The 21,582-nt window shown below is 36.9% G+C and carries 21 protein-coding genes and 1 other RNA gene; 11 read left to right on the top strand and 11 right to left on the bottom strand.

The window, feature by feature from the left end:
- Together JAZ75_RS03460 and JAZ75_RS03455 are read left to right on the top strand one after the other, a co-directional pair.
- Complete coding sequence (locus JAZ75_RS03460) at positions 1–543, top strand: DUF420 domain-containing protein (protein WP_208700250.1); 543 nt, start codon at positions 1–3, stop codon at positions 541–543.
- A 14-nt stretch (positions 544–557) separates the two neighbouring features.
- Entirely contained in the window at positions 558–1,013 is a 456-nt protein-coding gene (locus tag JAZ75_RS03455; protein WP_021189367.1) for a hypothetical protein, read from the top strand.
- A 64-nt stretch (positions 1,014–1,077) separates the two neighbouring features.
- Here JAZ75_RS03455 and mtgA read toward each other — a convergent pair whose 3' ends face one another.
- A complete protein-coding gene (mtgA, locus tag JAZ75_RS03450; protein WP_132772407.1) occupies positions 1,078–1,806 on the bottom strand; it encodes a monofunctional biosynthetic peptidoglycan transglycosylase in 729 nt (242 codons plus the stop codon).
- Between the two features lie 258 nt (positions 1,807–2,064).
- Here mtgA and mutS point away from each other — a divergent pair, with 258 nt between their 5' ends.
- The gene (mutS, locus tag JAZ75_RS03445; protein WP_232789348.1) at positions 2,065–4,674 is read left to right on the top strand and encodes a DNA mismatch repair protein MutS; all 2,610 of its coding nucleotides are present in this window, start codon (positions 2,065–2,067) and stop codon (positions 4,672–4,674) included.
- On the opposite strand, the gene JAZ75_RS03440 is transcribed toward mutS, so the two are convergent.
- The gene (locus JAZ75_RS03440) at positions 4,671–5,849 is read right to left on the bottom strand and encodes a hypothetical protein (protein ID WP_208700248.1); all 1,179 of its coding nucleotides are present in this window, start codon (positions 5,847–5,849) and stop codon (positions 4,671–4,673) included. The two genes, mutS and JAZ75_RS03440, sit on opposite strands and share 4 nt — an antisense overlap.
- A gap of 97 nt (positions 5,850–5,946) precedes the next feature.
- Between JAZ75_RS03440 and JAZ75_RS03435 the strand changes: the two genes are divergently transcribed.
- Both JAZ75_RS03435 and JAZ75_RS03430 read left to right on the top strand, forming a co-directional pair.
- A complete protein-coding gene (locus JAZ75_RS03435; protein WP_208700246.1) occupies positions 5,947–6,654 on the top strand; it encodes a tRNA1(Val) (adenine(37)-N6)-methyltransferase in 708 nt (235 codons plus the stop codon).
- Between the two features lies 1 nt (position 6,655).
- A complete protein-coding gene (locus tag JAZ75_RS03430; protein WP_208700244.1) occupies positions 6,656–7,150 on the top strand; it encodes a metallophosphoesterase family protein in 495 nt (164 codons plus the stop codon).
- A gap of 8 nt (positions 7,151–7,158) precedes the next feature.
- Here JAZ75_RS03430 and JAZ75_RS03425 read toward each other — a convergent pair whose 3' ends face one another.
- Entirely contained in the window at positions 7,159–7,494 is a 336-nt protein-coding gene (locus tag JAZ75_RS03425) for a MerR family transcriptional regulator (protein WP_021188513.1), read from the bottom strand.
- A 199-nt stretch (positions 7,495–7,693) separates the two neighbouring features.
- Between JAZ75_RS03425 and JAZ75_RS03420 the strand changes: the two genes are divergently transcribed.
- Positions 7,694–8,035, top strand: a complete 342-nt coding sequence (locus tag JAZ75_RS03420) for a hypothetical protein (RefSeq protein ID WP_132843781.1) — start codon at positions 7,694–7,696, stop codon at positions 8,033–8,035.
- Positions 8,036–8,100: 65 nt separating this feature from the next.
- Here the strand turns inward: JAZ75_RS03420 and accD are convergent, their stop codons facing one another.
- The 5 genes from accD to dprA form a co-directional block, all read right to left on the bottom strand.
- Positions 8,101–8,943: an acetyl-CoA carboxylase, carboxyltransferase subunit beta gene (gene accD, locus JAZ75_RS03415; RefSeq protein WP_021188511.1), complete on the bottom strand. Its 843-nt coding sequence runs from the start codon at positions 8,941–8,943 to the stop codon at positions 8,101–8,103.
- Between the two features lie 121 nt (positions 8,944–9,064).
- Positions 9,065–9,162, bottom strand: an RNA gene (ffs, locus tag JAZ75_RS03410) — signal recognition particle sRNA small type.
- A gap of 84 nt (positions 9,163–9,246) precedes the next feature.
- Positions 9,247–9,474: a DUF6814 family protein gene (locus tag JAZ75_RS03405; RefSeq protein ID WP_021188509.1), complete on the bottom strand. Its 228-nt coding sequence runs from the start codon at positions 9,472–9,474 to the stop codon at positions 9,247–9,249.
- Positions 9,467–10,951: an MFS transporter gene (locus JAZ75_RS03400; protein WP_208700242.1), complete on the bottom strand. Its 1,485-nt coding sequence runs from the start codon at positions 10,949–10,951 to the stop codon at positions 9,467–9,469. Before JAZ75_RS03400 ends, JAZ75_RS03405 begins: the two co-directional genes overlap by 8 nt.
- 24 nt (positions 10,952–10,975) lie before the next feature.
- Positions 10,976–12,067 (bottom strand): DNA-processing protein DprA, encoded by a 1,092-nt coding sequence (gene dprA, locus JAZ75_RS03395; protein WP_208700240.1) that lies wholly within the window; start codon positions 12,065–12,067, stop codon positions 10,976–10,978.
- Between the two features lie 155 nt (positions 12,068–12,222).
- Between dprA and JAZ75_RS03390 the strand changes: the two genes are divergently transcribed.
- Both JAZ75_RS03390 and JAZ75_RS03385 read left to right on the top strand, forming a co-directional pair.
- Positions 12,223–12,453, top strand: a complete 231-nt coding sequence (locus JAZ75_RS03390; protein WP_132772391.1) for a hypothetical protein — start codon at positions 12,223–12,225, stop codon at positions 12,451–12,453.
- An 89-nt stretch (positions 12,454–12,542) separates the two neighbouring features.
- A complete protein-coding gene (locus tag JAZ75_RS03385; RefSeq protein ID WP_208700238.1) occupies positions 12,543–13,148 on the top strand; it encodes a hypothetical protein in 606 nt (201 codons plus the stop codon).
- Position 13,149: 1 nt separating this feature from the next.
- Here the strand turns inward: JAZ75_RS03385 and rsmG are convergent, their stop codons facing one another.
- Positions 13,150–13,785 (bottom strand): 16S rRNA (guanine(527)-N(7))-methyltransferase RsmG, encoded by a 636-nt coding sequence (rsmG, locus tag JAZ75_RS03380; protein WP_132772388.1) that lies wholly within the window; start codon positions 13,783–13,785, stop codon positions 13,150–13,152.
- A gap of 24 nt (positions 13,786–13,809) precedes the next feature.
- Positions 13,810–14,955, bottom strand: coding sequence for a glycosyltransferase (locus JAZ75_RS03375; protein ID WP_132843773.1), 1,146 nt, complete (start codon positions 14,953–14,955; stop codon positions 13,810–13,812).
- A 201-nt stretch (positions 14,956–15,156) separates the two neighbouring features.
- Here JAZ75_RS03375 and tgt point away from each other — a divergent pair, with 201 nt between their 5' ends.
- Genes tgt through JAZ75_RS03360 form a run of 3 tightly spaced genes read left to right on the top strand, consistent with a single transcriptional unit; the run spans position 15,157 to position 18,313 of the window.
- Positions 15,157–16,287, top strand: a complete 1,131-nt coding sequence (gene tgt, locus JAZ75_RS03370; protein WP_108160421.1) for a tRNA guanosine(34) transglycosylase Tgt — start codon at positions 15,157–15,159, stop codon at positions 16,285–16,287.
- Between the two features lie 23 nt (positions 16,288–16,310).
- Positions 16,311–17,390: an LptF/LptG family permease gene (locus JAZ75_RS03365; protein WP_132772385.1), complete on the top strand. Its 1,080-nt coding sequence runs from the start codon at positions 16,311–16,313 to the stop codon at positions 17,388–17,390.
- An 11-nt stretch (positions 17,391–17,401) separates the two neighbouring features.
- Positions 17,402–18,313 (top strand): DMT family transporter, encoded by a 912-nt coding sequence (locus tag JAZ75_RS03360; RefSeq protein WP_132772383.1) that lies wholly within the window; start codon positions 17,402–17,404, stop codon positions 18,311–18,313.
- A gap of 129 nt (positions 18,314–18,442) precedes the next feature.
- On the opposite strand, the gene JAZ75_RS03355 is transcribed toward JAZ75_RS03360, so the two are convergent.
- Positions 18,443–21,388, bottom strand: coding sequence for a VIT domain-containing protein (locus tag JAZ75_RS03355; RefSeq protein WP_208700236.1), 2,946 nt, complete (start codon positions 21,386–21,388; stop codon positions 18,443–18,445).
- Positions 21,389–21,582 lie beyond the last annotated feature (194 nt).

Genomic DNA, 21,582 nt, shown 5'->3' with positions numbered 1-21,582 from the left:
ATGGGACAAACAGCAGAAGAGAAGAAATATAACAAGTGGATCATCGTTTTATCGGTTGTTATTCCACTTGTAGTGGCGGCTTTGTTTGGCGTTAATTTACGCAAATTAGGGTATGATGTAGAACCTTTGGGATTTTTGCCCCCTATATATGCAACGATCAATGGTATCACTGCGATATTATTGTTCTGGGCAGTCTTAGCGATTAAAAAAGGTAATCGTAAATTACATGAAAGGTTAATTAAACTTTGTGTATGTTGTTCTGTTGCGTTCCTAGGGATGTATGTTGCTTATCATATGACCGCTAACTCTACGCCATACGGTGGAGAGGGCATATTACGTCCGATATACTATTTTATATTAATAACACATATAGTATTGTCTGTTATTATTATCCCTTTTGTACTGATTACTTATGTAAGAGGTATTGCCGGGTCGTTTGAAAGACATAAAAAAATAGCACGTATTACGTACCCGATGTGGTTATATGTAGCGGTAACGGGTGTTATTGTATATTTGATGATTTCACCATATTATGTTCACTAATTAATTCAAAAGTTATGACAAGTGCGTGGGTATATCAATCAAATCGTTTCTTTACTGATGATGAAGCGTTATTGATTCAAAACAGGTTGGCAGATTTTGCCGCAGGCTGGAAAGTGCATGGAGAACCTTTATCTGCTCAGGCGGAGGTTAGGTATAACTTGTTTATTGTGCTATCCGTGGATGAGCAGATTGCTGCAGCATCTGGTTGTTCAATTGACAGTTCCGTCCGCTTTTTGAAGACACTAGAAGCAGATTTTGATATTCAGCTTTTTGATCGTATGAACGTTGCTTTTAAAAAGGAAGGTCAGTTGCATGCTGCATCCAGATCTGAATTTGAAAATTTAGTAAAAGATGGTCAGATTGACGACACAACTGTTGTCTTTGATAATACGATCACATCTTTAGCGTCTTTAACTGATAAATGGCAGATTCCTTTTGGAGAAAGTTGGCATAAACGAGTGTTTGGCTAGATAATAAAAGAAGCGATGATTGATCAATCATCGCTTCTTTTATTATAACCTCATCATATTTTTGCTATTCTGGTATTTGGTAATGATCCATGTAACGAACAATACTATTTGCTCTACGATTCACATAGGCTGATGGATTTCGGGCATCCCACTGTCTTGGATTGGGCAGGATTGCAATGATCAGTGCGGCTTGTTTCTTTGATAAGGTAGATCCTGATTTTTTGAAGTAATACTGGGATGCAGCTTCTGCTCCATAAACACCTTGCCCCATTTCAATAACATTGAGATAGACTTCCAGAATTCTTCTTTTACTCCAGAATGTTTCGATTAAAACAGTAAAGTAAGTTTCTAAACCTTTTCTAAGCCAAGAACGCTTTGGCCACAGGAATACATTTTTTGCTACCTGCTGACTGATTGTACTTCCCCCACGTAATTTTTTTCCATCTTTATTTTTCTCTATAGCTTTTTGAATAGCATCAGTGTCAAAACCCCAGTGCGTCATGAAATGAGCATCTTCACCTGCTATCGCAGCACGTTTTAGGTTGTCCGAGAGCTCATCGTAATTTAACCAATCTTTTTCCAGTTTAAATCCTTTATCAGCTGCCTGTAACTCAAACCCACGTTGTATCATGAGCCAGGTAATAGGTGGATTGATGAGTTTAAGTGCGAGTACCCAAAATAGAGTTATTGCAAAGAAACCTCCAACAATACGTATTGACCAAGTTTTAACTTTTTTTTGCCAACCTGTTTGAACCTTTTTTTTCTTTACTTGATTCGTTCTTTTAATTGCCATATCTTTTGAAAAACAATGCAAAGGAACGAAATATTTTGCCCAATTGTTATGTTCAGTATTGTTTATGATATGCTTTTTTTTAGATGTTCTTTTTTACAAGCCTGAGATCGAGGTAATGGATATTCTTCGGTAAGTATGTATACTGAAAAATGATTTAAGGCGAAAAGAGAATTAAGTTTTTCATATTCTACGAGATCGTTTGTCTAATCAGGTAGATTATGTTATTTTTACGGCTTATTATCAATAAACGAAATCCAATTGGCAAAGGCAGAAAAAAAGGTAACTCCATTAATGCAGCAGTACAATGCGATCAAGGTGAAATATCCAGGTGCATTATTGTTGTTCCGTGTAGGTGATTTTTATGAAACATTTGGTGAAGATGCCATTAAGGCCGCCAGTATTTTAGGGATCGTACAAACTAAGAGAGGAAATGGAACCGAATCGGAAACTGCTCTGGCAGGTTTTCCGCATCATTCTCTGGAGACTTATTTGCCAAAACTTGTCCGTGCAGGTCAGCGTGTAGCTATCTGTGACCAATTGGAAGATCCTAAGCAAACCAAAACCATCGTTAAACGTGGAGTGACAGAATTGGTGACTCCTGGCGTTTCTTATAATGATAATATTGTCCAACAGAAGTCCAATAATTATTTAGCCTCAGTTTATATTGAGAAAACGCAGATCGGAATTTCTTTCTTAGATATTTCTACTGGTGAGTTTTTAGTCGCACAAGGTACGCAGTCTTATATTGACAAACTTTTGCAGGGATTTAAACCAACTGAAGTCATCATGTCGCGTAAGCAATCCAAAGAATTTTTGGAGCTATTCGGGAGTCAGTATTATACCTATACGCTAGACGAATGGCCTTATACTGGAGATTACGCAACAGAGCACTTATTGAAACATTTTGAAGTTAATTCAATGAAAGGTTTTGGTATCGACCGGATGCCTATTGGGATGGTTGCTGCCGGTGTTGCCTTACATTATCTGAATGAAACAGAACACCGCAATCTGCAGCATATTTCTAATATTTCGCGTATTGAAGAAGATCGTTACATGTGGTTAGATCGTTTTACAGTTCGTAATCTCGAACTGATCGGATCTGCAAATGAAAATGCGACGACTTTATCGGATGTTTTGGACCAAACTGCTTCTCCCATGGGGGCGCGTTTATTAAAACGTTGGATTGTAATGCCATTGAAAGATCGTAAATCAATTCAAGAACGTCTCGATGTGGTTGCTTACTTTTCTGAGCATAAAGATTTACGTGATGCCTTGATTCAAGAGATTAAGTATGTAGGCGATCTTGAGCGGCTTATTTCTAAAATTGGTCTTCAGAAAGCTTCACCCCGCGAAATTGTACAGTTGAAACGTGCCTTATATGCTGTTGAAAAATTAAAGGAGCTAACGAATCAGGAAAATTCTGAAGCCCTTCGAGCCATTGCTGATCAGCTGGATGTCTGTCGTATCATTCGTGATAAGATTGAAAAAGAAGTTTTCGCAGAACCTCCTGTTGCCTTGAATAAAGGAAATGTAATTGCTGATGGTGTGGACGATGAATTGGACCGTTTACGTAAGATCGCTTTCGGAGGAAAAGATTATTTAATCGAAATCCAAAAGAGAGAAGCGGAGGCAACTGGTATCCCTTCCCTTAAGATTGCTTTTAATAATGTTTTTGGCTATTACTTAGAAGTTACCAATACACACCGTGATAAGGTACCTACAGAATGGATTAGAAAGCAGACTTTGGTGAATGCCGAACGCTACATCACCGAGGAGCTAAAAGAATATGAAGATCAGATTTTAGGTGCTGAGGAAAAAATTCAGGTCATTGAGAATCGTCTTTATGCCGAATTGTTAATTGCTATTGCGGCTTTCATTAAACCGATTCAATTGAATGCCCAGTTACTGGCGAAATTAGATGTGCTTTTGAACTTTGCTGTTATCGCAGAAAAGAATTATTATGTTCAGCCCGAGATATCAGAAAGTAAAGTATTAGATATTAAAGGTGGTCGTCACCCCGTTATCGAAAAGAAAATGGCCATTGGTGAAGATTATATCACGAATGATGTTTACTTGGATAATACCACGCAGCAGATTATCATCATCACTGGTCCCAACATGGCCGGTAAGTCGGCGCTCTTGCGCCAAACGGCACTAATCGTACTCATGGCTCAGATCGGTTCTTTTGTTCCTGTAAAGGAAGCAAAGATAGGTCTTGTAGATAAAATCTTTACCCGGGTAGGAGCATCTGATAATTTATCGTCCGGTGAATCAACATTTATGGTTGAAATGAATGAAACGGCCAGTATCATGAATAACCTCTCTGACCGGAGTTTAATTTTATTGGATGAAATTGGTCGAGGAACAAGCACTTATGATGGTATCTCTATCGCTTGGGCTATCGCTGAATTTCTTCACAACCATCCTGCAGCTAAGGCCAAAACATTGTTTGCTACTCATTATCATGAACTGAATGAATTGACCAATTCCATGCCCCGCATCAAGAATTATAATGTGACGGTTAAGGAGATGAACAATAAGGTTATATTCTTACGTAAGTTAGTTCCAGGAGGCTCAGAACATAGCTTTGGTATCCACGTAGCTAAATTAGCAGGTATGCCACCAAAATTACTATCCCGTGCAAATGAAATCTTAAAAAGATTAGAGCAGGAGCGGACTGGTGGCGAACAGATTAAAGATAGTATGCGCAAAATCCAAAAGCAAGCCTATCAATTACAGATGTTTTCGATTGATGATCCCGTCCTTGAGAAAATCCGTGATATGCTGAATAATTTGGATGTGAATACGCTGACCCCTGTGGAAGCGCTTATGAAATTGGATGAGATCCAGCGGTTATTGAAAAATTAGAATCTGAAAAATAATTCGATACTTCCGTAGTGGTTGTAGATGTTGCTGAGAAGATTATGATCCCACTGGTATGGGGTATAATGATATCCAGCTTCTATTCCTATATAATTTTTTCCTTTAATCTGACGCATTCCTGCCATACTAAGTCCCAAGTGCATAGTATTCACAGTATGTAATTTTGTGGAATTTCCGCCGGATATATAATCGCCATAGCCATCGTAATAACCATCTGTATAGATATCTTCAGATATTCCTGTGTCGACCATATCTATTCCGATATTAAGTTTAGGAATGACAATATACTTGGTGTTATCATAGATTTTGTAACCGACAGCTCCGCCAAAAAATAAACCGAAATTGGAATTCACAGATTCGCTCTGATCGTAATAATTGTAGTCAAAATTTTTATCGTTGCTATTGATACGGACCTTAAATCCCCCTTCAAATATAAATGACTTTTGGAGCGAGCTCATAATAGTAAAACCAACAGAAAGATTAGGTCCAAATGTGGTGTTTTTCCCACCTAAAGGACCATATACACCTATATACGGAAGAAAACCTATCTTAGACTTACTGTAATAATCTGCTAAAGCTAATGTCTCCTCAAGTTCCTCTTTTACTGCATGCTCTTGTTTTTCAGGTACCGTTTGTTTTACAGATGATGCCTGGTTACGCAATAACTCTTCGTTCGAAAAAAGATTTAAGATGTCAATTTCTGCATCGGAAAGCGTATAGGATTGAGACTGCAATAAAGCTTTTGCACGTGTTTTAATGAGCTGGTCGATCGGATGTCTTAGTGGAACATAATTATATTGTTGTTTATTAGATTCATACTGATAGGCAAAATCCTCTCTTGCAGCATCAGCAAAGCGGTTCAATAATTGTTCATCAAAACCATTGTCTAAATAACGCTCGATGGCATTGCCACTACTTTGTTTAGCGATGATCAAATGTACTATTTTGATTCGCTGAACAAGTTCTATAGTCCCACAGCTTTGTTCTATCTGAGCTAAGATCGATGCTAATTTATCGTACTGGTTTGCATTTAATATCTTAGTCAAGGGGTCAAGCGAGCTGTTGATCGTTAGTTCGCATTTATCTTGTGCAAAGGATGAAGGAATGATCGTGAATAGGGTGATAATACTGAAGAGAATAACAGAAATATATCGGTTCATACGTATTTGTTTTTATTGACCTAAAGTAATAAAAATTTATTCAAATATTGTAAAGATCAAATAGTGCAACGGTTTTAAAAGAATTATCTTTGTGACAATGGCTTCTATATTTCAGTTTAAAGAGTTTGCCGTTGATCAATCTGATTGTGCGATGAAAATTAATACCGATGCTGTGTTATTAGCTTCACTCGTTCATGTTGAATCCTCGGAACGTATATTAGATATTGGTACAGGTACAGGTGTGATTGCGCTTATGTTAGCACAGCGCTGTGCGGATAGCGAGGTGATCGCTGTGGAAATTGACCCTGCAGCCGCGAAGCGTGCAGCAATAAATTTTAGAAACTCCAATTTTGGAGACCGAATGGTGATGCACGCTTGTTCATTTCAAGATTTTACTGATACAGGCTCTTTTGATTTTATTATTTCTAACCCGCCATTTTATACCGATTCCTTGCATAATCCCGATGCAAGGAAGAAGTTGGCCAGACATACCGATCTTCAGTTTTTTAACGAGCTGTTGACCTTCGCCGCAGACAAACTACAGGTAGATGGGCAATTGGCTTTGATCGTTCCAAAACTATTGGCCGATGAACTGAAGGAGATTGCGGAAACCTTGGATTTATGTTTAAAAGAGGAGATTCAGATCCGATCTTTCGAAGGTGATGCCATCATCCGTAAGATTATTGTTTTTCAGAAAGCTTATCGTGGAGTTTCAACAGTTTCTGATTTTATAATTTATGAAGCGAAAGGTGTTTATTCAGAAATGTATAAGACCGCTTTGCGACCTTATTTTTTAGCTTTTTAGTATGACAAGAATTGGATTGATATCAGATACACATGCTTATCTGGACGAGTCGGTGTTTAAGCACTTTGAAAACTGTGACGAAATCTGGCATATTGGTGATTTTGGAAATGCCGCTGTTGCAGACCAACTGGAAGGTTTTAAACCTTTACGAGGTGTTTATGGAAATATCGATGATCAAGGATTACGTCATCGTTTTCCCGAAGATCTGAGGTTCACCTGTGAAGGCGTAGATGTTTGGTTGACACATATCGGCGGGTATCCCGGTAAGTATGCACCACGGATAAAAAAGCAGATAACGGCTCATCCTCCCCAGCTTTTTATTACGGGGCATTCGCATATCTTGAAGGTGATGTATGATCAGAAGTTAAAATGCCTACATTTAAATCCAGGAGCTGCGGGAAAACAGGGCTGGCACAAAGTGAGAACACTTATGCGTTTTGAAATTAATGGCAGTAAAATTGAAAATTTAGAGATTATTGAACTTGCGGGAAGGTAGGCAACTCATTATAAGCTGTCGCGTACTTCCAATAAAAAGCTCTTTAATTTTTCTAAAGAATCGACGACGCGCTGATTTTCTTTAGCTTCAGATTTATTAGTGCGCAGATATTCACGTGCACCTTGAAGGGTATAACCTTTATCTTTAACCAGATTGAAGATGATTTTTAAATTAGCAATATCATCTTGGGTAAATAGACGATTTCCTTTTTTATTCTTTTTTGGTTGAATAATATCAAATTCACGCTCGTAGAAACGAATTTGGGATGCGTTGACATCAAACATGGTTGTCACTTCACCCATCGTGTAATACAATTTATTAATTTCGCGCTCTTTGTAAGGCATACTAATCTGTTAATTTTTATATAACAAACTTAGATAAATTTGTTGAATATCGTTGCACCTAATATAAAACAAATTTATCGTTCTTTCCTCTACCATCAAGAATTATTTTATAGAGGAAATATACAATGTAAGATAGATAATAAAAATTATCTATCTTGATTCGTAGTAATTTATAGAATTGGATTTAATTTGAAAAGATATGATTTTGGTTAGTCGGTTTTGGACAAAAGTATTTTCATGGGGAAAGGCTGATGCCATTACTATTTATCCTTTTATTTTTCTAAAGAAGCGTATATTTAAAGATAACCGTCAATTGATCAATCACGAGCAGATACATATGAGGCAGGCGGTGGAATTACTCATTATATTCTTTTATATCAGTTATCTTATTGAATTTTTATTTCGTTATCTGCAGTACAGAAATTTCCATCAGGCTTACCTGAATATATCTTACGAGCGGGAGGCTTATGCGAATGAGGCTGATTTTGATTATTTGTCCAAGCGGAGATTTTGGGCTTTTTTTAAGTATCTAAAAAAATAAGAGCTCCAATAGTAGGAGCTCTTATTTTTTCGGTGGAACACCGAAGATATTTTAAAGACCGATTATTATTTAATCAATCTCAAGTATGTTGATACTTTTTCTTTTAATTGTCTTCTGTCTACTATAAAATCCAGGAAGCCGTGCTCTAAAATAAATTCTGAAGTCTGGAATCCTTTAGGAAGATCCTTTTTGATTGTTTCTTTGATAACGCGTGGACCTGCAAAACCGATTAAAGCTCCTGGTTCAGCAATATTGATATCTCCTAACATGGCGTAAGAAGCGGTAACACCTCCTGTCGTCGGATCTGTAAGCAAACAAACATAAGGCAATTTTGCTTTAGCCAATAGGGCTAATTTTGCCGCTGTTTTTGCCATTTGCATCAATGAGAATGCGGCCTCCATCATACGAGCTCCACCTGATTTGGAGATCAACATAAAAGGAATGTTATGTTCGATACAGTAATCGATGGAACGTGCAATTTTCTCACCTACTACAGAACCCATAGAACCTCCGATGAAGTTAAAGTCCATACAAGCGATAACCAGTTCCTGCCCATCGATTTTACCATGACCAGAACGAATAGCATCAACCAGACCTGTTTTAGCCTGACTTTCTTTTAAGCGTTCTGTATAAGGTTTTGAATCGAAGAAATTGATCGGGTCACCTGAGCTTAATGTCGGGAATAATTCAGTAAACTCGTTATTATCAAAAATGATTGAAAAATAAGCTGCAGAACCAATTCTAAGGTGGTATCCACAGTATTGACAAACGTAATTGTTTTCGATTTGTTCAAGGTTCAACAACGGTTTTTTACATGATGGACATTTGTTCCACAATCCGTCTGGCGCCTCTTTTTTATTTTCTGTTGCCGTGTTAATTCCGGCTTTATCTCTTTTAAACCAACTCATACGATAGTTCTAATTCAGTTACAAATAAACAAAATTATTTTGTTTAGTAGAAGTATTCCTTAAAATTGCTGTGTATTTACGATTTGTGAAAGGAAGCTGACCCGAAATTTTGGGCATAAAAAATGGGTAAGCTCCTTTTATCGCACCGCTCAACCAAATACCCTTGCTTTGTTCCCAACCTGGGGGAGTCAATGGGAGCTGGTCGTAAAAGACTTACCCGTCACAAAAGTAGAAAAAAAATCCTTCTAAAGAAAGATATTTTGCTATTAGTGCTTACTTCGCTGATAGTCAATAAGAATAATTTTAAGTCTTGTCTTTTCCATACTCGCCACAGAGCGAATAATACCCAAAAAGACCTAGACCAAGTGAGATAATTGGTGTTAAAATGAACATAATAATGATTCCGAATACTAAATCTTCTTGATGTCCGATCATTATTTTAGGAATTGCGAGCTCAAAAAGACAAAAGTATGCAGTAAATAGCGCCAGCGCAATCCAAAGAATCCCTAATATTTTTTTTAGTTTATCCATTGTTGAGGTGATTAGGTTTATTTTTAATATACAACGATCCGATTATGAAACATACAGCCGCAATAATGATCGGATACCAAAGTCCTGCCAAATAAAATTCAGGATCTTGAGCAACTTGCGCATTTGTCGTCAGGTAAGTCGAAATTGCAGGCAATAAGCCTCCGAAAATGCCATTACCGACATGGTAAGGTAAGGACATGGACGTGTAACGAATTTTAACCGGAAACATTTCCACCAGAAATGCCGCGATTGGTCCGTACACCATGGTGATGTATATGATCTGAATAAATATCAATGCCGTTAAACCTATGCGGTTACTACCATGCACAGTTACCGTTTTTTTAATGAGCGTATCTTGTTCGGTCGATTGATCATGGCTTATTTCTTGAGAACGTGTTCCATCAGTATACTGGATGATCGTTTGAAGCTTGTTATCGGCCAATTTTAATGTATTGGTCGAGCTCACTTCTTTTGTGCTGGTATCCGCTAGTTGATACATCGCTTTGTATATAGGTCTATAGGTACAAAGTGCCAATAACATGCCCAAAAGCATAATCCATTTACGGCCGACTTTGTCACTTAACCAGCCAAAAAGAATAAAAAATGGTGTTCCGATCAGCAATGCCGTTCCTAAGATCATATCAGCTTCGTCCGAATTGAGGTGCATCACAGTTTTCATGTAACTCATGGAATAGAATTGTCCCGTATACCATACGACTCCTTGTCCCATAGCTGCGCCAAATAAAGCAAGCAACACAAATTTTAAGTTATACCGGTTTCCAAAGCTTTCTTTTAAAGGATTTTTGCTTGTTGTACCCTCTTCTTTCGCTTTGGCAAACTCGGGCGATTCACTCATATTTTTACGGATGAGGTAAGACACATACACCATCAATATGGATAGAATAAATGGAAGACGCCATCCCCAGGCGTCAAATTGTTCTTCGGTCAAGATGTATTTTGTTACGAGTATAACAACCAAAGAGATAAATAAACCGAAAGTTGCTGTCGTCTGTATCCAGGATGTCCAATAGCCACGTTGACCTTCAGGGGCATGTTCTGCCACATAAGTTGCCGCTCCTCCATATTCACCACCAAGTGCCAGCCCTTGCAATAAACGTAAGATCAGTACCAGTAAGGGAGCAAGAAAGCCAATGCTCTCATAGCTGGGTATACAACCGATCAAGAAAGTGGCACCTCCCATGAGCAACAGTGTAACCATAAATGTGTATTTTCTTCCGATAAGGTCTCCTAATCTACCGAAAAAAAGTGCACCGAAGGGTCTGACAACAAAACCAGCAGCAAACGTGGCTAAGGTAGAAAGGAAAGCCGCAGTCGGATTGTCCGCAGGGAAAAATTTGGTTGAAATGACGATGGATAAACTTCCGAAGATAAAAAAGTCATACCATTCAATCAGTGTTCCCATGGAGGACGCACCGATTACTTTCCAAATAGTTTTGGTATTTGTATTTTCTTTCATTTAGATTTATAAGGTTGTTTAGGTTTAAATTTTATACATTTTTCCAGGTAAAGAGGTGATATGACCATTCATCTCCATTTCGAGTAAAATCATCGCAAGTTTACTTTGTGGCCAGTTACAGTAACGCGTGATGTCGTCAATACCCACTTGCTGTTTACCCTGGAGAAAGAGATAGAGGTGCAACTGATCTTTATTTAACTCAGGAGGTAGGAGTGGGAGCTGTATACCTGTTTGTTTTTCTGAAGTTTCCCAATTCATCAGGTAGCAAAGATCTTTCGCATCCCGGATCAGATGTGCGCGGTTAGTTTTAATTAAATAATTACAACCTGCCGAATAAAGCTGATCTATTGCTCCCGGGAATGCGCATACATCGCGGTTATAGCTATTTGCTATTTCAGCAGTAATGAGCGCGCCTCCCTTTGTGGCCGCCTCTATGACAATCGTTACATCAGACATGCCTGCTATAATGCGATTTCGCATAGGGAAATTTTGTCGGTCAAGATTGCTGTCTGACGGAAATTCGGTTAGTAATCCACCCTGTTGAAGCATTGCTGACGCTGTTTCTCTATGAGTCGCCGGATAAATCCGGTCTAGTCCATGTCCTAATACACCCACTGTTGGTATCCGATGCAGTAAAGCATTTTTGTGAGCCATGATATCGATACCATAGGCCAGTCCACTTACAATTGTGGTATCAAGAGACTGCATCTGTTCAATGAGCGTATCGCAAATTTTGCGACCATAGCTGGTGGCATTTCTCGTTCCGACAATGCTGACCATACGTTCTTTATTGAGGTCGGCATTCCCTTTGTAATATAAGACGAGTGGTGCATCCTCACAATTTCTCAATTTCTGAGGATAATCCGGATTATCTATCCATAAAACTTTTATTTGGTGTTTTTCAACAAATGCCATTTCTTTTTCGGTTGCTTCCTGATAGTTTTTCGCAGCGATTTCATTAGCTGTTCGACTATTTACTCCTGGAATTTTTGCTAAAGTACTGGCATTTGTCTCTAAGATTTCTTGCACAGAGCCGCAGTGCGTAAGCAAAGCTCGCGCAGTTTTAGGTCCTACCCCCTTAATTTTGGTAAGTGCTATTTGATGATAAAAGTTCATATTCGGTTATTTAAAGATAATAATATTTTACTGAAATTCAGGCTAAAACAGTTTTACTTTTGGTATCAAAAATGATTAGAAAAGAATTTTTACTTTCATATTTTAGAGAATTATGAGATAGCTTGTATCTTTGTTTGAAATAAAAATATATGACTATGGAAATGAAAGAACCGTTTGATATAGAAATTGAAAATATTGTTTACTCGGTATTCCCAGAAGAGGAAGATACTTATGTGATTTTTAAAGAAGGGGTAGAATATGTACAGATTATTAAAGATACAGAGAATCTGTGGTTGAAAACCAATCCTGAGACTGGTTTACCAATGTTTGGTATGGACGAAGAGATTAATGCGATTGGCAAAAAAATTATAGAAGAATTGGGTTAATAATTCAAGATAGATAGACAGTTAAACAAAGTTAAAATCGTCGCTCGTATTTCTTTTGTTGTTATTTTTAAATAACTAATTATAAAGAAATGAATCCAGGTCGCTTATTTTTTTTGATGTCTATCTGTCTGCTTTTATTTTTTAGCCGGGTCAAATCTTCATCTGCTCATTTTGTTTTTTCCTATCAAGATACCACTCTTCGGAATGAAAAAATAATTAATCAGGATACCAATATACTGGATACTGCGCTAATAGTTGGGAAAAAATTAACGGCGGAAGAGAAAATGGCCGAAAAGCAGGTTACATATAAGTCCATATACTTTTGGGGAGATACCAAAAATATGGTGACTTTGCCATATCAGGGCGGTCTTGCCGTTAATCTCAATAAGTTGTATAATCTTTTGAGTAAGAAGGGTCGTGCTTCTCGGAGACTTCAAAGACTATTCGAGCGGGAGTTCGAGCAAGACAAAGTCTTAGCACAATGGACTGCGCTAACTGAAGCCTACACGCCTTTAACGGGAGACTCTTTGGTTAAATTTCGTTCTTATTATGAACCTTCCTCCAAATGGTTGCGCAAGGCAGACCATTACGATCAGATTGCTTATGTGCAGCACAGTTTAAAAAACTACCTAGATTCTGTCGAAATCATTCATCAACGTCTGAGTCTCCCTAAATTAGAAATCTTAAATCCCTAAATTACATCGGAACATAAACGACATATTTCGTTTCGAAGAAATCTTCTTTAAAATAATCGGAAAGTGGGTGCAGCTCAGCTTTCAGTCGTGACTCTTTAATTTCTTCTTTAAGATCACCACCTTTTAGATATAAGATACCGTTAGGAATTCCATTTTTATCCTGTTTAAGGAATTTATTGCGGATCCAAGGAGCAAAATCTGCTAATCGTGTTACAGCACGTGATACAACAAAATCATATTTGTCGTCCAATTGTTCTGCACGGATGTGATCTGCTTCAACATTCTCAAGTCCTAAAGCAGACGCAACTTCGCGAACAACTTTAATTTTTTTTCCGATCGAATCTACTAAATGAAATTTTACTTCAGGAAATAAAATAGCCAATGGTATTCCTGGGAATCCTCCGCCTGTGCCAACGTCTAAAATACGAGTGCCCGGAGCAAATGTCATGACGTATTTTGCAATACCTAAAGAATGTAATACATGATGCAGATAAAGGCTTTCAACGTCTTTGCGTGAAATAACATTGATCTGATTGTTCCAAAACGGATAAAGTTCTGCAAGTTGTGCAAATTGTGTTTTCTGAACTTCTGTTAAGTTTGGAAAATACTGATATATGATGTCTACTGTAGGATTCAAAGTGAAAGTTTTAAAATATGAATATTATTTCCAGCTAAGTGATTTCTTTTTACGGTTGAATAGTCCGTTGATGCAAATATAGAAATAGTAGATGATGTCTAATAATGGTAACCACCAAATGAGGTCAGAAACTGCTAATTTCTTATATATTGCCCTAAAAACAATGAGCTGTGCAAGTAGGCGAATTAGATATGCAGCTACAGGTACGTACCAGTAATTAGGGAAAATAATCGCAGTCAGGATAATCGTAAAGTAGAACAAAAATGAAGTGATCAATTGCATACCCAACATACGCTGATGTCTTTTTTTGTAGATAACCGAAGCGCCCGAATGCCGTGCTTTTTGTTTGTAATAGCTTTTCCAGGTTGTTTTAGGTTCTGAGTAAACGATAGCATCCTCATGAATGGATATGGCTACATTTTTCTTCGTAGCGTTTTCATTTACAAAAAGATCGTCATCACCAGATTTAATGTGCATGTGTGATGCAAATCCCTTTTTACTGAAAAATAACGTTTTTGTGTAGGCCATGTTTCTGCCTACAGCCATGTAAGCATCTTTTTTTATCGCATACGATAAATAACTCATTGCTGTATGCGTTGTCTCGAACCGGATAAGTTTATTGAGAAAACCTTTATATTTAAAATAAGGGGAGTACCCGATGACAATCTCTGTATCCGGTTGGTTAAGTGCTCCAGCTATTTCTTTTAACCAATTGCTTGAATTTGGATTGCAATCAGCATCTGTGAAAACCAGTTTTTCGTAAATAGCAGATTTAATTCCTAGGGTAACGGCGAATTTTTTTCCATGCTTAAGCCGTATATGTTCCTTAATATCGACAATTCTTAAGTTATCATATTGAGATTGATATTCTTTTAAAATCCATTTTGTCTCGTCAGTAGAGTAATCATTAACAACAATTACTTCAAATTGGGGATAATCCTGCTCTAAAATTGATGCTAAAAACTGCTTTAGATTTTTTTGTTCATTATGTGCACAGATGATGACAGAAATAGGATCAAATTGATCTTGTTCCTGATAAGAATGCACTTTATGACGACTCAGTTTTCCGTATACAATTATAATATAGTACAACTGGATGAGCAGTAATAAACCGATGATGCCAAAGGCGATATAGGGGTAATAGAAGGCGTATTGCTGTACGATGTTCATAGGTTGCAAAGATAGTATGTTCCAAGGATATTTGCTTTAATAATGTTTTTTGTGCTGTAAATGTTAAAATCTTGTAAAAGGTCAATCTTTGCATTGCTTTTTATAGTATTTTTGCAAAGATTTTAAAAAAAGCATGTTGGGGAATTTGCTTCTGAAACAGTAAAAATCATCAAATTAGAATCCCCAAAAAATAAAAGATTAATGAAATTCACTCTTCAAGTACAAGATAAATTTTCTAAAGCGCGTGCAGGTGTTGTTGAGACAGCTCACGGAAAAATTCAAACTCCTATTTTTATGCCGGTTGGAACAGCTGGTACGGTCAAAGGTGTGCATCAGCACGAATTGAGAAATGATATCAAAGCTCAAATTATTTTGGGAAATACTTATCATTTATATCTAAGACCGGGACTGGATGTTTTGAATAAGGCAGGTGGTCTTCACAAATTTAACGGTTGGGACCGTCCAATTTTAACAGATTCTGGAGGTTACCAAGTTTATTCATTGTCAGACAATCGTAAGATACGAGAAGAAGGTGTGACGTTCCGGTCACATATTGATGGTTCAAAGCATTTATTTACTCCTGAAAATGTGATGGATACACAACGAGTAATCGGTGCGGATATTATCATGGCTTTTGATGAGTGTACTCCTTATCCATGTGACTATGGGTATGCCCGTCGTTCGATTGAAATGACTCACCGTTGGCTGAAAAGATGTTGTGATCGTTTTGACAGTACAGAACCATTATATGGATATGACCAGACATTGTTCCCCATTGTTCAAGGATCAGTATATAAAGACTTACGTGAAAGATCTGCTGAGAAAATTGCGTCTTTCAATCGTGAAGGAAATGCAATCGGTGGTTTATCCGTAGGAGAGCCTGCTGAGGAAATGTATGCGATGACGGAAGTTGTCTGTAATATTCTTCCAGAAGATAAACCACGTTACCTAATGGGGGTAGGTACACCAATCAATCTACTTGAAAACATCGCTTTGGGTATAGATATGTTTGATTGTGTAATGCCAACGCGTAATGCACGTAACGGTATGATTTTTACACGTCACGGAACGATCAATATCAAGAATGAAAAATGGAAAGACGATTTTTCTCCAATTGATCCAGATAGTGATCTTTACTCAGATCAAGTATATACAAAAGCATATTTACGCCATTTAATCCGTTCGCAAGAACTTTTAGGTGCACAGATTGCTTCTTTACATAACTTACACTTCTATTTATGGCTGGTAAATGAAGCGCGTGAGAAAATTGTAGATGGTACATTCTACGATTGGAAAAATAAAATGGTCAAAGTATTAGGTCAACGTTTGTAATTTTTTTGCATCTTAGTAGTATTATGTTTTCTATTATCGATCGTTACATTATTAAAAAGTACTTGAGCACATTTGTGTTCACGATGGCTATTTTTACAGTCGTCATGGTCATTTTTGATATTTCTGAGCGATTGGATGATTTCTTGAAATATAATGCTCCTATGGACAAAATTATATTTGAATATTACGCAGGATTTATCCCGTTTTATTTAAATTTCCTTTGTCCTCTGATCAATTTTATCGCTGTTATCTTCTTTACTTCGAAGATGGCCGATCAAACAGAGATCGTACCCATATTAAGTGCCGGCTATAGTTTTAACCGGCTTTTAAGACCCTATATTTTTTCAGCAACGCTTATATTTGCAGTTTCTTTTGTCTTTAACCTTTATATTATTCCGAAAACGAATAAAATGAAGATCGGTTTTGAAAATGTGTATGTAAAACCTTTGAAAGATAATACGAAAGTGTCCACGCATATGCAGATTGATAAAAACAGTTATGTATACATAGACAACTTTGATAACAACTCCAAGATTGGATATAAGTTTGTACTGGAAAAATTTAAGGGTGATACCTTATTGGAAAAAATGATCGCTGAGCGTATTACATGGGATTCTGTAACGACTAAGTGGAAAATACATGATTATACAAACCGGATTATTAATGGTCTTCATGAACGAATGGACAAGGGTACCGTAAAAGATACCACTTTGGATATGAAGCCGAGTGATTTTGAACTGTATGATAATATTTTTACAGCCATGGATACGAAAGAGCTGGATGAGCGTATCCATAAAGAGGAAATTAGGGGTACAGGGATGATGACAGATCTTAAATTGGAGAAATATAAACGTTATGTCTATCCTTTTTCGGCATTTGTGCTTACTTTGATGGGCGTTGCCTTATCCTCTAAGAAGGTCAGAGGAGGTATTGGTCTTAGTTTGGGTATCGGTATCGGATTGAGCTTTACCTACATCGTGTTCATTCAATTTGCCACCATGTTCTCATTAAAAGGAGGGCTCCCTCCTTTGATTGCAGTGTTAATTCCCAATATTACATTTTTAATTATTGCAATCTATTTGGCTATAAAGGCGCCAAAATAAACAAACCGACAATGTCAAAAATTAAAATTAATCAGAATGTTCTTATTCTGCATTTAACAATCCTGATATGGGGTTTTACAGGAATTTTGGGTAATTTGATTTCGATATCTGCTATACATCTTGTTTGGTATCGGGTTTTGATTGCGGCGATTTCTCTATGGATTTATCTTGCCGTTAGCAAGCAGCAGATTTTGGTAAAAAGAAAGGATTTTATCTCTTTCATAATGGTCGGGGGTGTCGTAGGGCTTCACTGGGTACTCTTTTTTTATGCAATTAAGGTATCTACAGTATCAGTAGCTTTGGTAACATTATCTTCTTTGACATTGTATACTTCTATTTTGGAACCCCTGATCAATAAGAAAAAGATCGCCCTAATGGATATGTTAGTTGGTGTAGTGATAATAATGGGTATCTATATGATATTTCAATTTGAATCCAATTATATTGAAGGTATTCTTGCGGGCTTAGCATGTGCATTCTGTGCAAGTATTTTCTCGATTGCAAATGCCAGAATGGTTAAAAAATCAAGCGCTACCTTGATCACATTTTATGAAATGCTGGGTGCTTTTTTCTGGGTGTCAGTTTTTATGTTATTCAGTGGAGATTTTAATGAAAATATGGTTCTCAATCAATCGGATTTAATTTATCTATTGATCTTAGGGGTATTGTGTACTGCCGTTGCGTATGTGTTAGGTGTTGCTGTGATGAAAGAATTGAGTGCTTTTACAGTTGCTTTAACGACAAATCTGGAACCTGTTTATGGCATTTTATTGGCCATGCTGATCTTTGGTCAAAAAGAGACGATGAGTTTAGGTTTTTATGGTGGTGCTGCCATTGTTTTAGGTGCAGTCTTCTTTTATCCTTACTTAAAAACAAAAATCGAGAAACGGAAGCAGGATTTGGTTATTAGAAAAATCTATTAATTATCTATTTTAGCTTTATATATCTGCTCTTGTTGCAGAACGGAATTTAATGGATTTATTGCGTATCCTGATAAAAAAAGCGTGCTTAAAACTGATTTTAAGCACGCTTTTTTTTGACTTAGCACTGGATTAAAAATCAAATGTTCCGATGGTCACGTGCTGCTCTTTGGTTTTATCTAAGTACAGGGTGATGATTTTACGTTCCTGTTTTCCGGAGCTATAATAGGTGAATATTTCTGCCATAACTGCTGTTGGACCTGCTAGTGTTAGCGAATTATCATTATAAAAATCTACTTCGACTTTATATTTTCCTTTGACTGCTCTTTTTAATAGAAATTGTTCAGGGCCATATCCTCCGGTAAAATCATTACTTAAACGTCCTCCCATTGCAGTGCTATTATTGCTGTAAAAGCATTTTTCTCCATATGGATCTGTGACCCAAAGATCTATATCTGTATTGTTTGAATTCCAATTGATCACCACACGAATATCAACAGGAAGATCTGCAATTAGTTTTTTGCTGATGTTATTGCTATTGACATGAGTCTGGTTTAATTTTAATAAATTATTTAACTCCATCACAATAATTTCTTCTATACCATCGTCGCGATCGGCTGCTTCAGGGGAATAACTTTGCGTTAGGATACTATATAATTGATCAAAAGCTTTTTGATATTGTTTATTATCTAATAATGCTAAAGCATAATCGCGGTGGCTTTGCGGATCCATAGGACGCCAGTCTAAGATTTTCTTATTGATGTAAAGTTCATATTGATATTGTTCCCATTGTTTAAGTGTGTAAGCTATTGTCTTAAATAAATCTGCATTTTCAATTTGAAGATCTGCAAGTGAGCTCAACACTAATAATGCTTTTTCTTTTGTGCCTTTTCGATAGAAAAAATTAGCAACGTCAAAATAGAAGCTCGGAGTACCCAAATATGCTTGGCGAAGTTCGAGATATGTTTGATAGGGATTCGCTGATTCTTCTAAGACCTGCAGATACATATTGTCATTTTTAATGTCAGGAATGGTGATTTTTGCACCAGCAGTTGTTCTGTCACTCACATCAGTGCCGGAATAATGCTGTTGATCAGAAACAAGGTCTTCTAAATCGCTTAATGCTATTTCCTCCAGATTTGAATATTGATCATCTGCTATAAACATCTGTCTGCTTTCTAATGATACCATTTTTGATGTTGCAGCTTGTGCATTATTGATTGGATGAACTTCGGGCTCTACAAATGACTCTTCTACGATCCTGTTAGGCTGTGGATAGGTTTTCTTTACTTTGAAGTCGGTCTGCCACCATTTTTTTAATTCTTGGACAGCGGTTTCAGCCTGTGCCAATAAATCATGCATACGTTCCTCCCGAAGAACGCTTTGTTCTTTAATCAATTTATGATAAGCTGGAAGCAATTCTGTTGGAGGCAGGATGGCATATCGTACATAATCTTCCACGGTTTCCAATACAATTAAACTTGTGTTACGGGTAACAATACCAAATTGCTTACCAAGTTCTTCAATACGTTCTTTATTTTCCGTGTAATCAACATCTAATGTTGCAATCTTTTTCTGAGCCCAGATTTTATGAATATCCAACTCATTTTCTTGATAATTAATGTCAATTTTGACTTCTTGAGTCGCATGATTCCCGTAGCCAAAGAGTAAGGTAATCTGTTTTAAATTGTTGTTTTTTCCGAGACCTGTAATCGCGATATGATCCTGTACTTCTGTAGGGATCGCTGGATATATTTCTGAGAAATCAGCATGTTCTTTGATCCCTAAAAATTTTAAATTTTCTGAACTTAATTTCTTGATACCGTCAATAGGTGATGTGTTCAATAGATTGAGCGTTTTTGCACCAGTTTTTTTGCTAATGGCCTGGAGGGTGCTGTAATCTGCAATAGCAGAGGAAGTGATACAATATATTGGTTTGTTGATATTTACTTGATTTGACCCAAATGTGGATAACCCTTCAGTAAAGAAAAGATATTCCTCTGCTTGCAGCACTTGATCATTTAATTTTGAATAGTCTGTTCCGCCATCATAAGTTAAATGCAAGAGATAATTTTTTAGAGCAGTCCAATTTCCCTTTTCTATGTGAAATGTTCCCGCTTTTACATAGCTGATATTCAGTAAGCCCAGTTCTACAGTTAAATTCTTTTTTTGTTGTATGATGAGATCCAGAAGTGCTAATTCTTTTTGAATGTCTTTATCTTTAGCGCTTAAAGAATTGTCCCAAATGATCCCAATTTTGTTAGTCCAGGTTTTTGCTTTCGAAGGAGCATCGATAAATATATTGCTAAGGAAATAGAAAGATTGATCTTGATTAACCTGTGTCAAAATGTTGTTCTCATTTGGTCGCTTAGGTAGTCCAATTACTAATGATTTCTCAGGTATAAAATTGTTTTTAGCTATAGCCGCTTGATAAATATGATTTTTTTCTGAAAATATGAGTGATCCATCTGGTTTGCTGATCAATGTCGGTATCTGATCTGTTTGGTAGATATTTACCTGAAGTTTAAACCGCTCGATCGCTTGTTTATAGGCTAAAGGTAAATGGTATTGAAAACCAGTCGATGCATGGAATTGTAAATTCTCTTCATAAGTTATGCTAATGGTTCGTTGACCTTGTGCAGGTATAGGATATATTCTGGTCTTAAAATTATTGCCTTCTACACGCTCTAATAATCCAGGATCTACACGACGAGATTCAATACTTTCGAAGACTTCAGTCCCTTTGCTTTTATCAACTGCAACAGCTTGACGTAGTTTTCCATTAATATCAAGGGCGTATCCTGTTACCGAAACACCTTCAGGCATGGGGAATGTCAGTATGCCCTCCAAGTCTCTGTTTTCATTATTACGGAAGATCATTGTCATCGTTGTTTTCGCGATGTTACCAAAAATATTAACTTGAATATCGAGCTCCTGTAGATTAACTTTTGCCTGATCTTTTGGATCATTCGATATTTTTAAGCTGGGAATAGGTCTATTTGGATTATTCTGTGATTTAATATTCTCTCCCTGAAGTAGGAGACATAAAATCAATGCTATTATGAGGATCTTATTCATATTTTTTGAATTAGCTTGCTGTGTTCATTTAAGATGATGCATCTTAGTAACGAATTCCATAATTAACCGCAGGATTAAAAAACTTCATGTAGGTTGAAAATCTTAGTCCCGGTTAAAATGAATAAAAGCTTTTTGAGATCAGCGAGGGTCCATATGCTACTCATTTTTGAGATGAAATAACTGGATGAGTCAGT

Origin of the sequence: Sphingobacterium sp. UDSM-2020 (genome assembly GCF_016132525.1) — a bacterium.
GTDB lineage: Bacteria > Bacteroidota > Bacteroidia > Sphingobacteriales > Sphingobacteriaceae > Sphingobacterium > Sphingobacterium anhuiense.
Note: the sequence above shows the minus strand (reverse complement) of the source record. Positions and strands in the feature narration are given on the sequence as shown.

What these genes read in the sequence shown, in the direction of transcription:
- JAZ75_RS03460 (WP_208700250.1), top strand. Translation starts at nt 1, where the DNA reads ATGGGACAAACAGCAGAAGAGAAGAAATATAACAAGTGGATCATCGTT.
- JAZ75_RS03455 (WP_021189367.1), top strand. Translation starts at nt 558, where the DNA reads ATGACAAGTGCGTGGGTATATCAATCAAATCGTTTCTTTACTGATGAT.
- mtgA (WP_132772407.1), bottom strand. Translation starts at nt 1,806, where the DNA reads ATGGCAATTAAAAGAACGAATCAAGTAAAGAAAAAAAAGGTTCAAACA.
- JAZ75_RS03440 (WP_208700248.1), bottom strand. Translation starts at nt 5,849, where the DNA reads ATGAACCGATATATTTCTGTTATTCTCTTCAGTATTATCACCCTATTC.
- JAZ75_RS03435 (WP_208700246.1), top strand. Translation starts at nt 5,947, where the DNA reads ATGGCTTCTATATTTCAGTTTAAAGAGTTTGCCGTTGATCAATCTGAT.
- JAZ75_RS03430 (WP_208700244.1), top strand. Translation starts at nt 6,656, where the DNA reads ATGACAAGAATTGGATTGATATCAGATACACATGCTTATCTGGACGAG.
- JAZ75_RS03425 (WP_021188513.1), bottom strand. Translation starts at nt 7,494, where the DNA reads ATGCCTTACAAAGAGCGCGAAATTAATAAATTGTATTACACGATGGGT.
- JAZ75_RS03420 (WP_132843781.1), top strand. Translation starts at nt 7,694, where the DNA reads ATGATTTTGGTTAGTCGGTTTTGGACAAAAGTATTTTCATGGGGAAAG.
- accD (WP_021188511.1), bottom strand. Translation starts at nt 8,943, where the DNA reads ATGAGTTGGTTTAAAAGAGATAAAGCCGGAATTAACACGGCAACAGAA.
- JAZ75_RS03405 (WP_021188509.1), bottom strand. Translation starts at nt 9,474, where the DNA reads ATGGATAAACTAAAAAAAATATTAGGGATTCTTTGGATTGCGCTGGCG.
- JAZ75_RS03400 (WP_208700242.1), bottom strand. Translation starts at nt 10,951, where the DNA reads ATGAAAGAAAATACAAATACCAAAACTATTTGGAAAGTAATCGGTGCG.
- dprA (WP_208700240.1), bottom strand. Translation starts at nt 12,067, where the DNA reads ATGAACTTTTATCATCAAATAGCACTTACCAAAATTAAGGGGGTAGGA.
- JAZ75_RS03390 (WP_132772391.1), top strand. Translation starts at nt 12,223, where the DNA reads ATGGAAATGAAAGAACCGTTTGATATAGAAATTGAAAATATTGTTTAC.
- JAZ75_RS03385 (WP_208700238.1), top strand. Translation starts at nt 12,543, where the DNA reads ATGAATCCAGGTCGCTTATTTTTTTTGATGTCTATCTGTCTGCTTTTA.
- JAZ75_RS03375 (WP_132843773.1), bottom strand. Translation starts at nt 14,955, where the DNA reads ATGAACATCGTACAGCAATACGCCTTCTATTACCCCTATATCGCCTTT.
- tgt (WP_108160421.1), top strand. Translation starts at nt 15,157, where the DNA reads ATGAAATTCACTCTTCAAGTACAAGATAAATTTTCTAAAGCGCGTGCA.
- JAZ75_RS03365 (WP_132772385.1), top strand. Translation starts at nt 16,311, where the DNA reads ATGTTTTCTATTATCGATCGTTACATTATTAAAAAGTACTTGAGCACA.
- JAZ75_RS03360 (WP_132772383.1), top strand. Translation starts at nt 17,402, where the DNA reads ATGTCAAAAATTAAAATTAATCAGAATGTTCTTATTCTGCATTTAACA.
- JAZ75_RS03355 (WP_208700236.1), bottom strand. Translation starts at nt 21,388, where the DNA reads ATGAATAAGATCCTCATAATAGCATTGATTTTATGTCTCCTACTTCAG.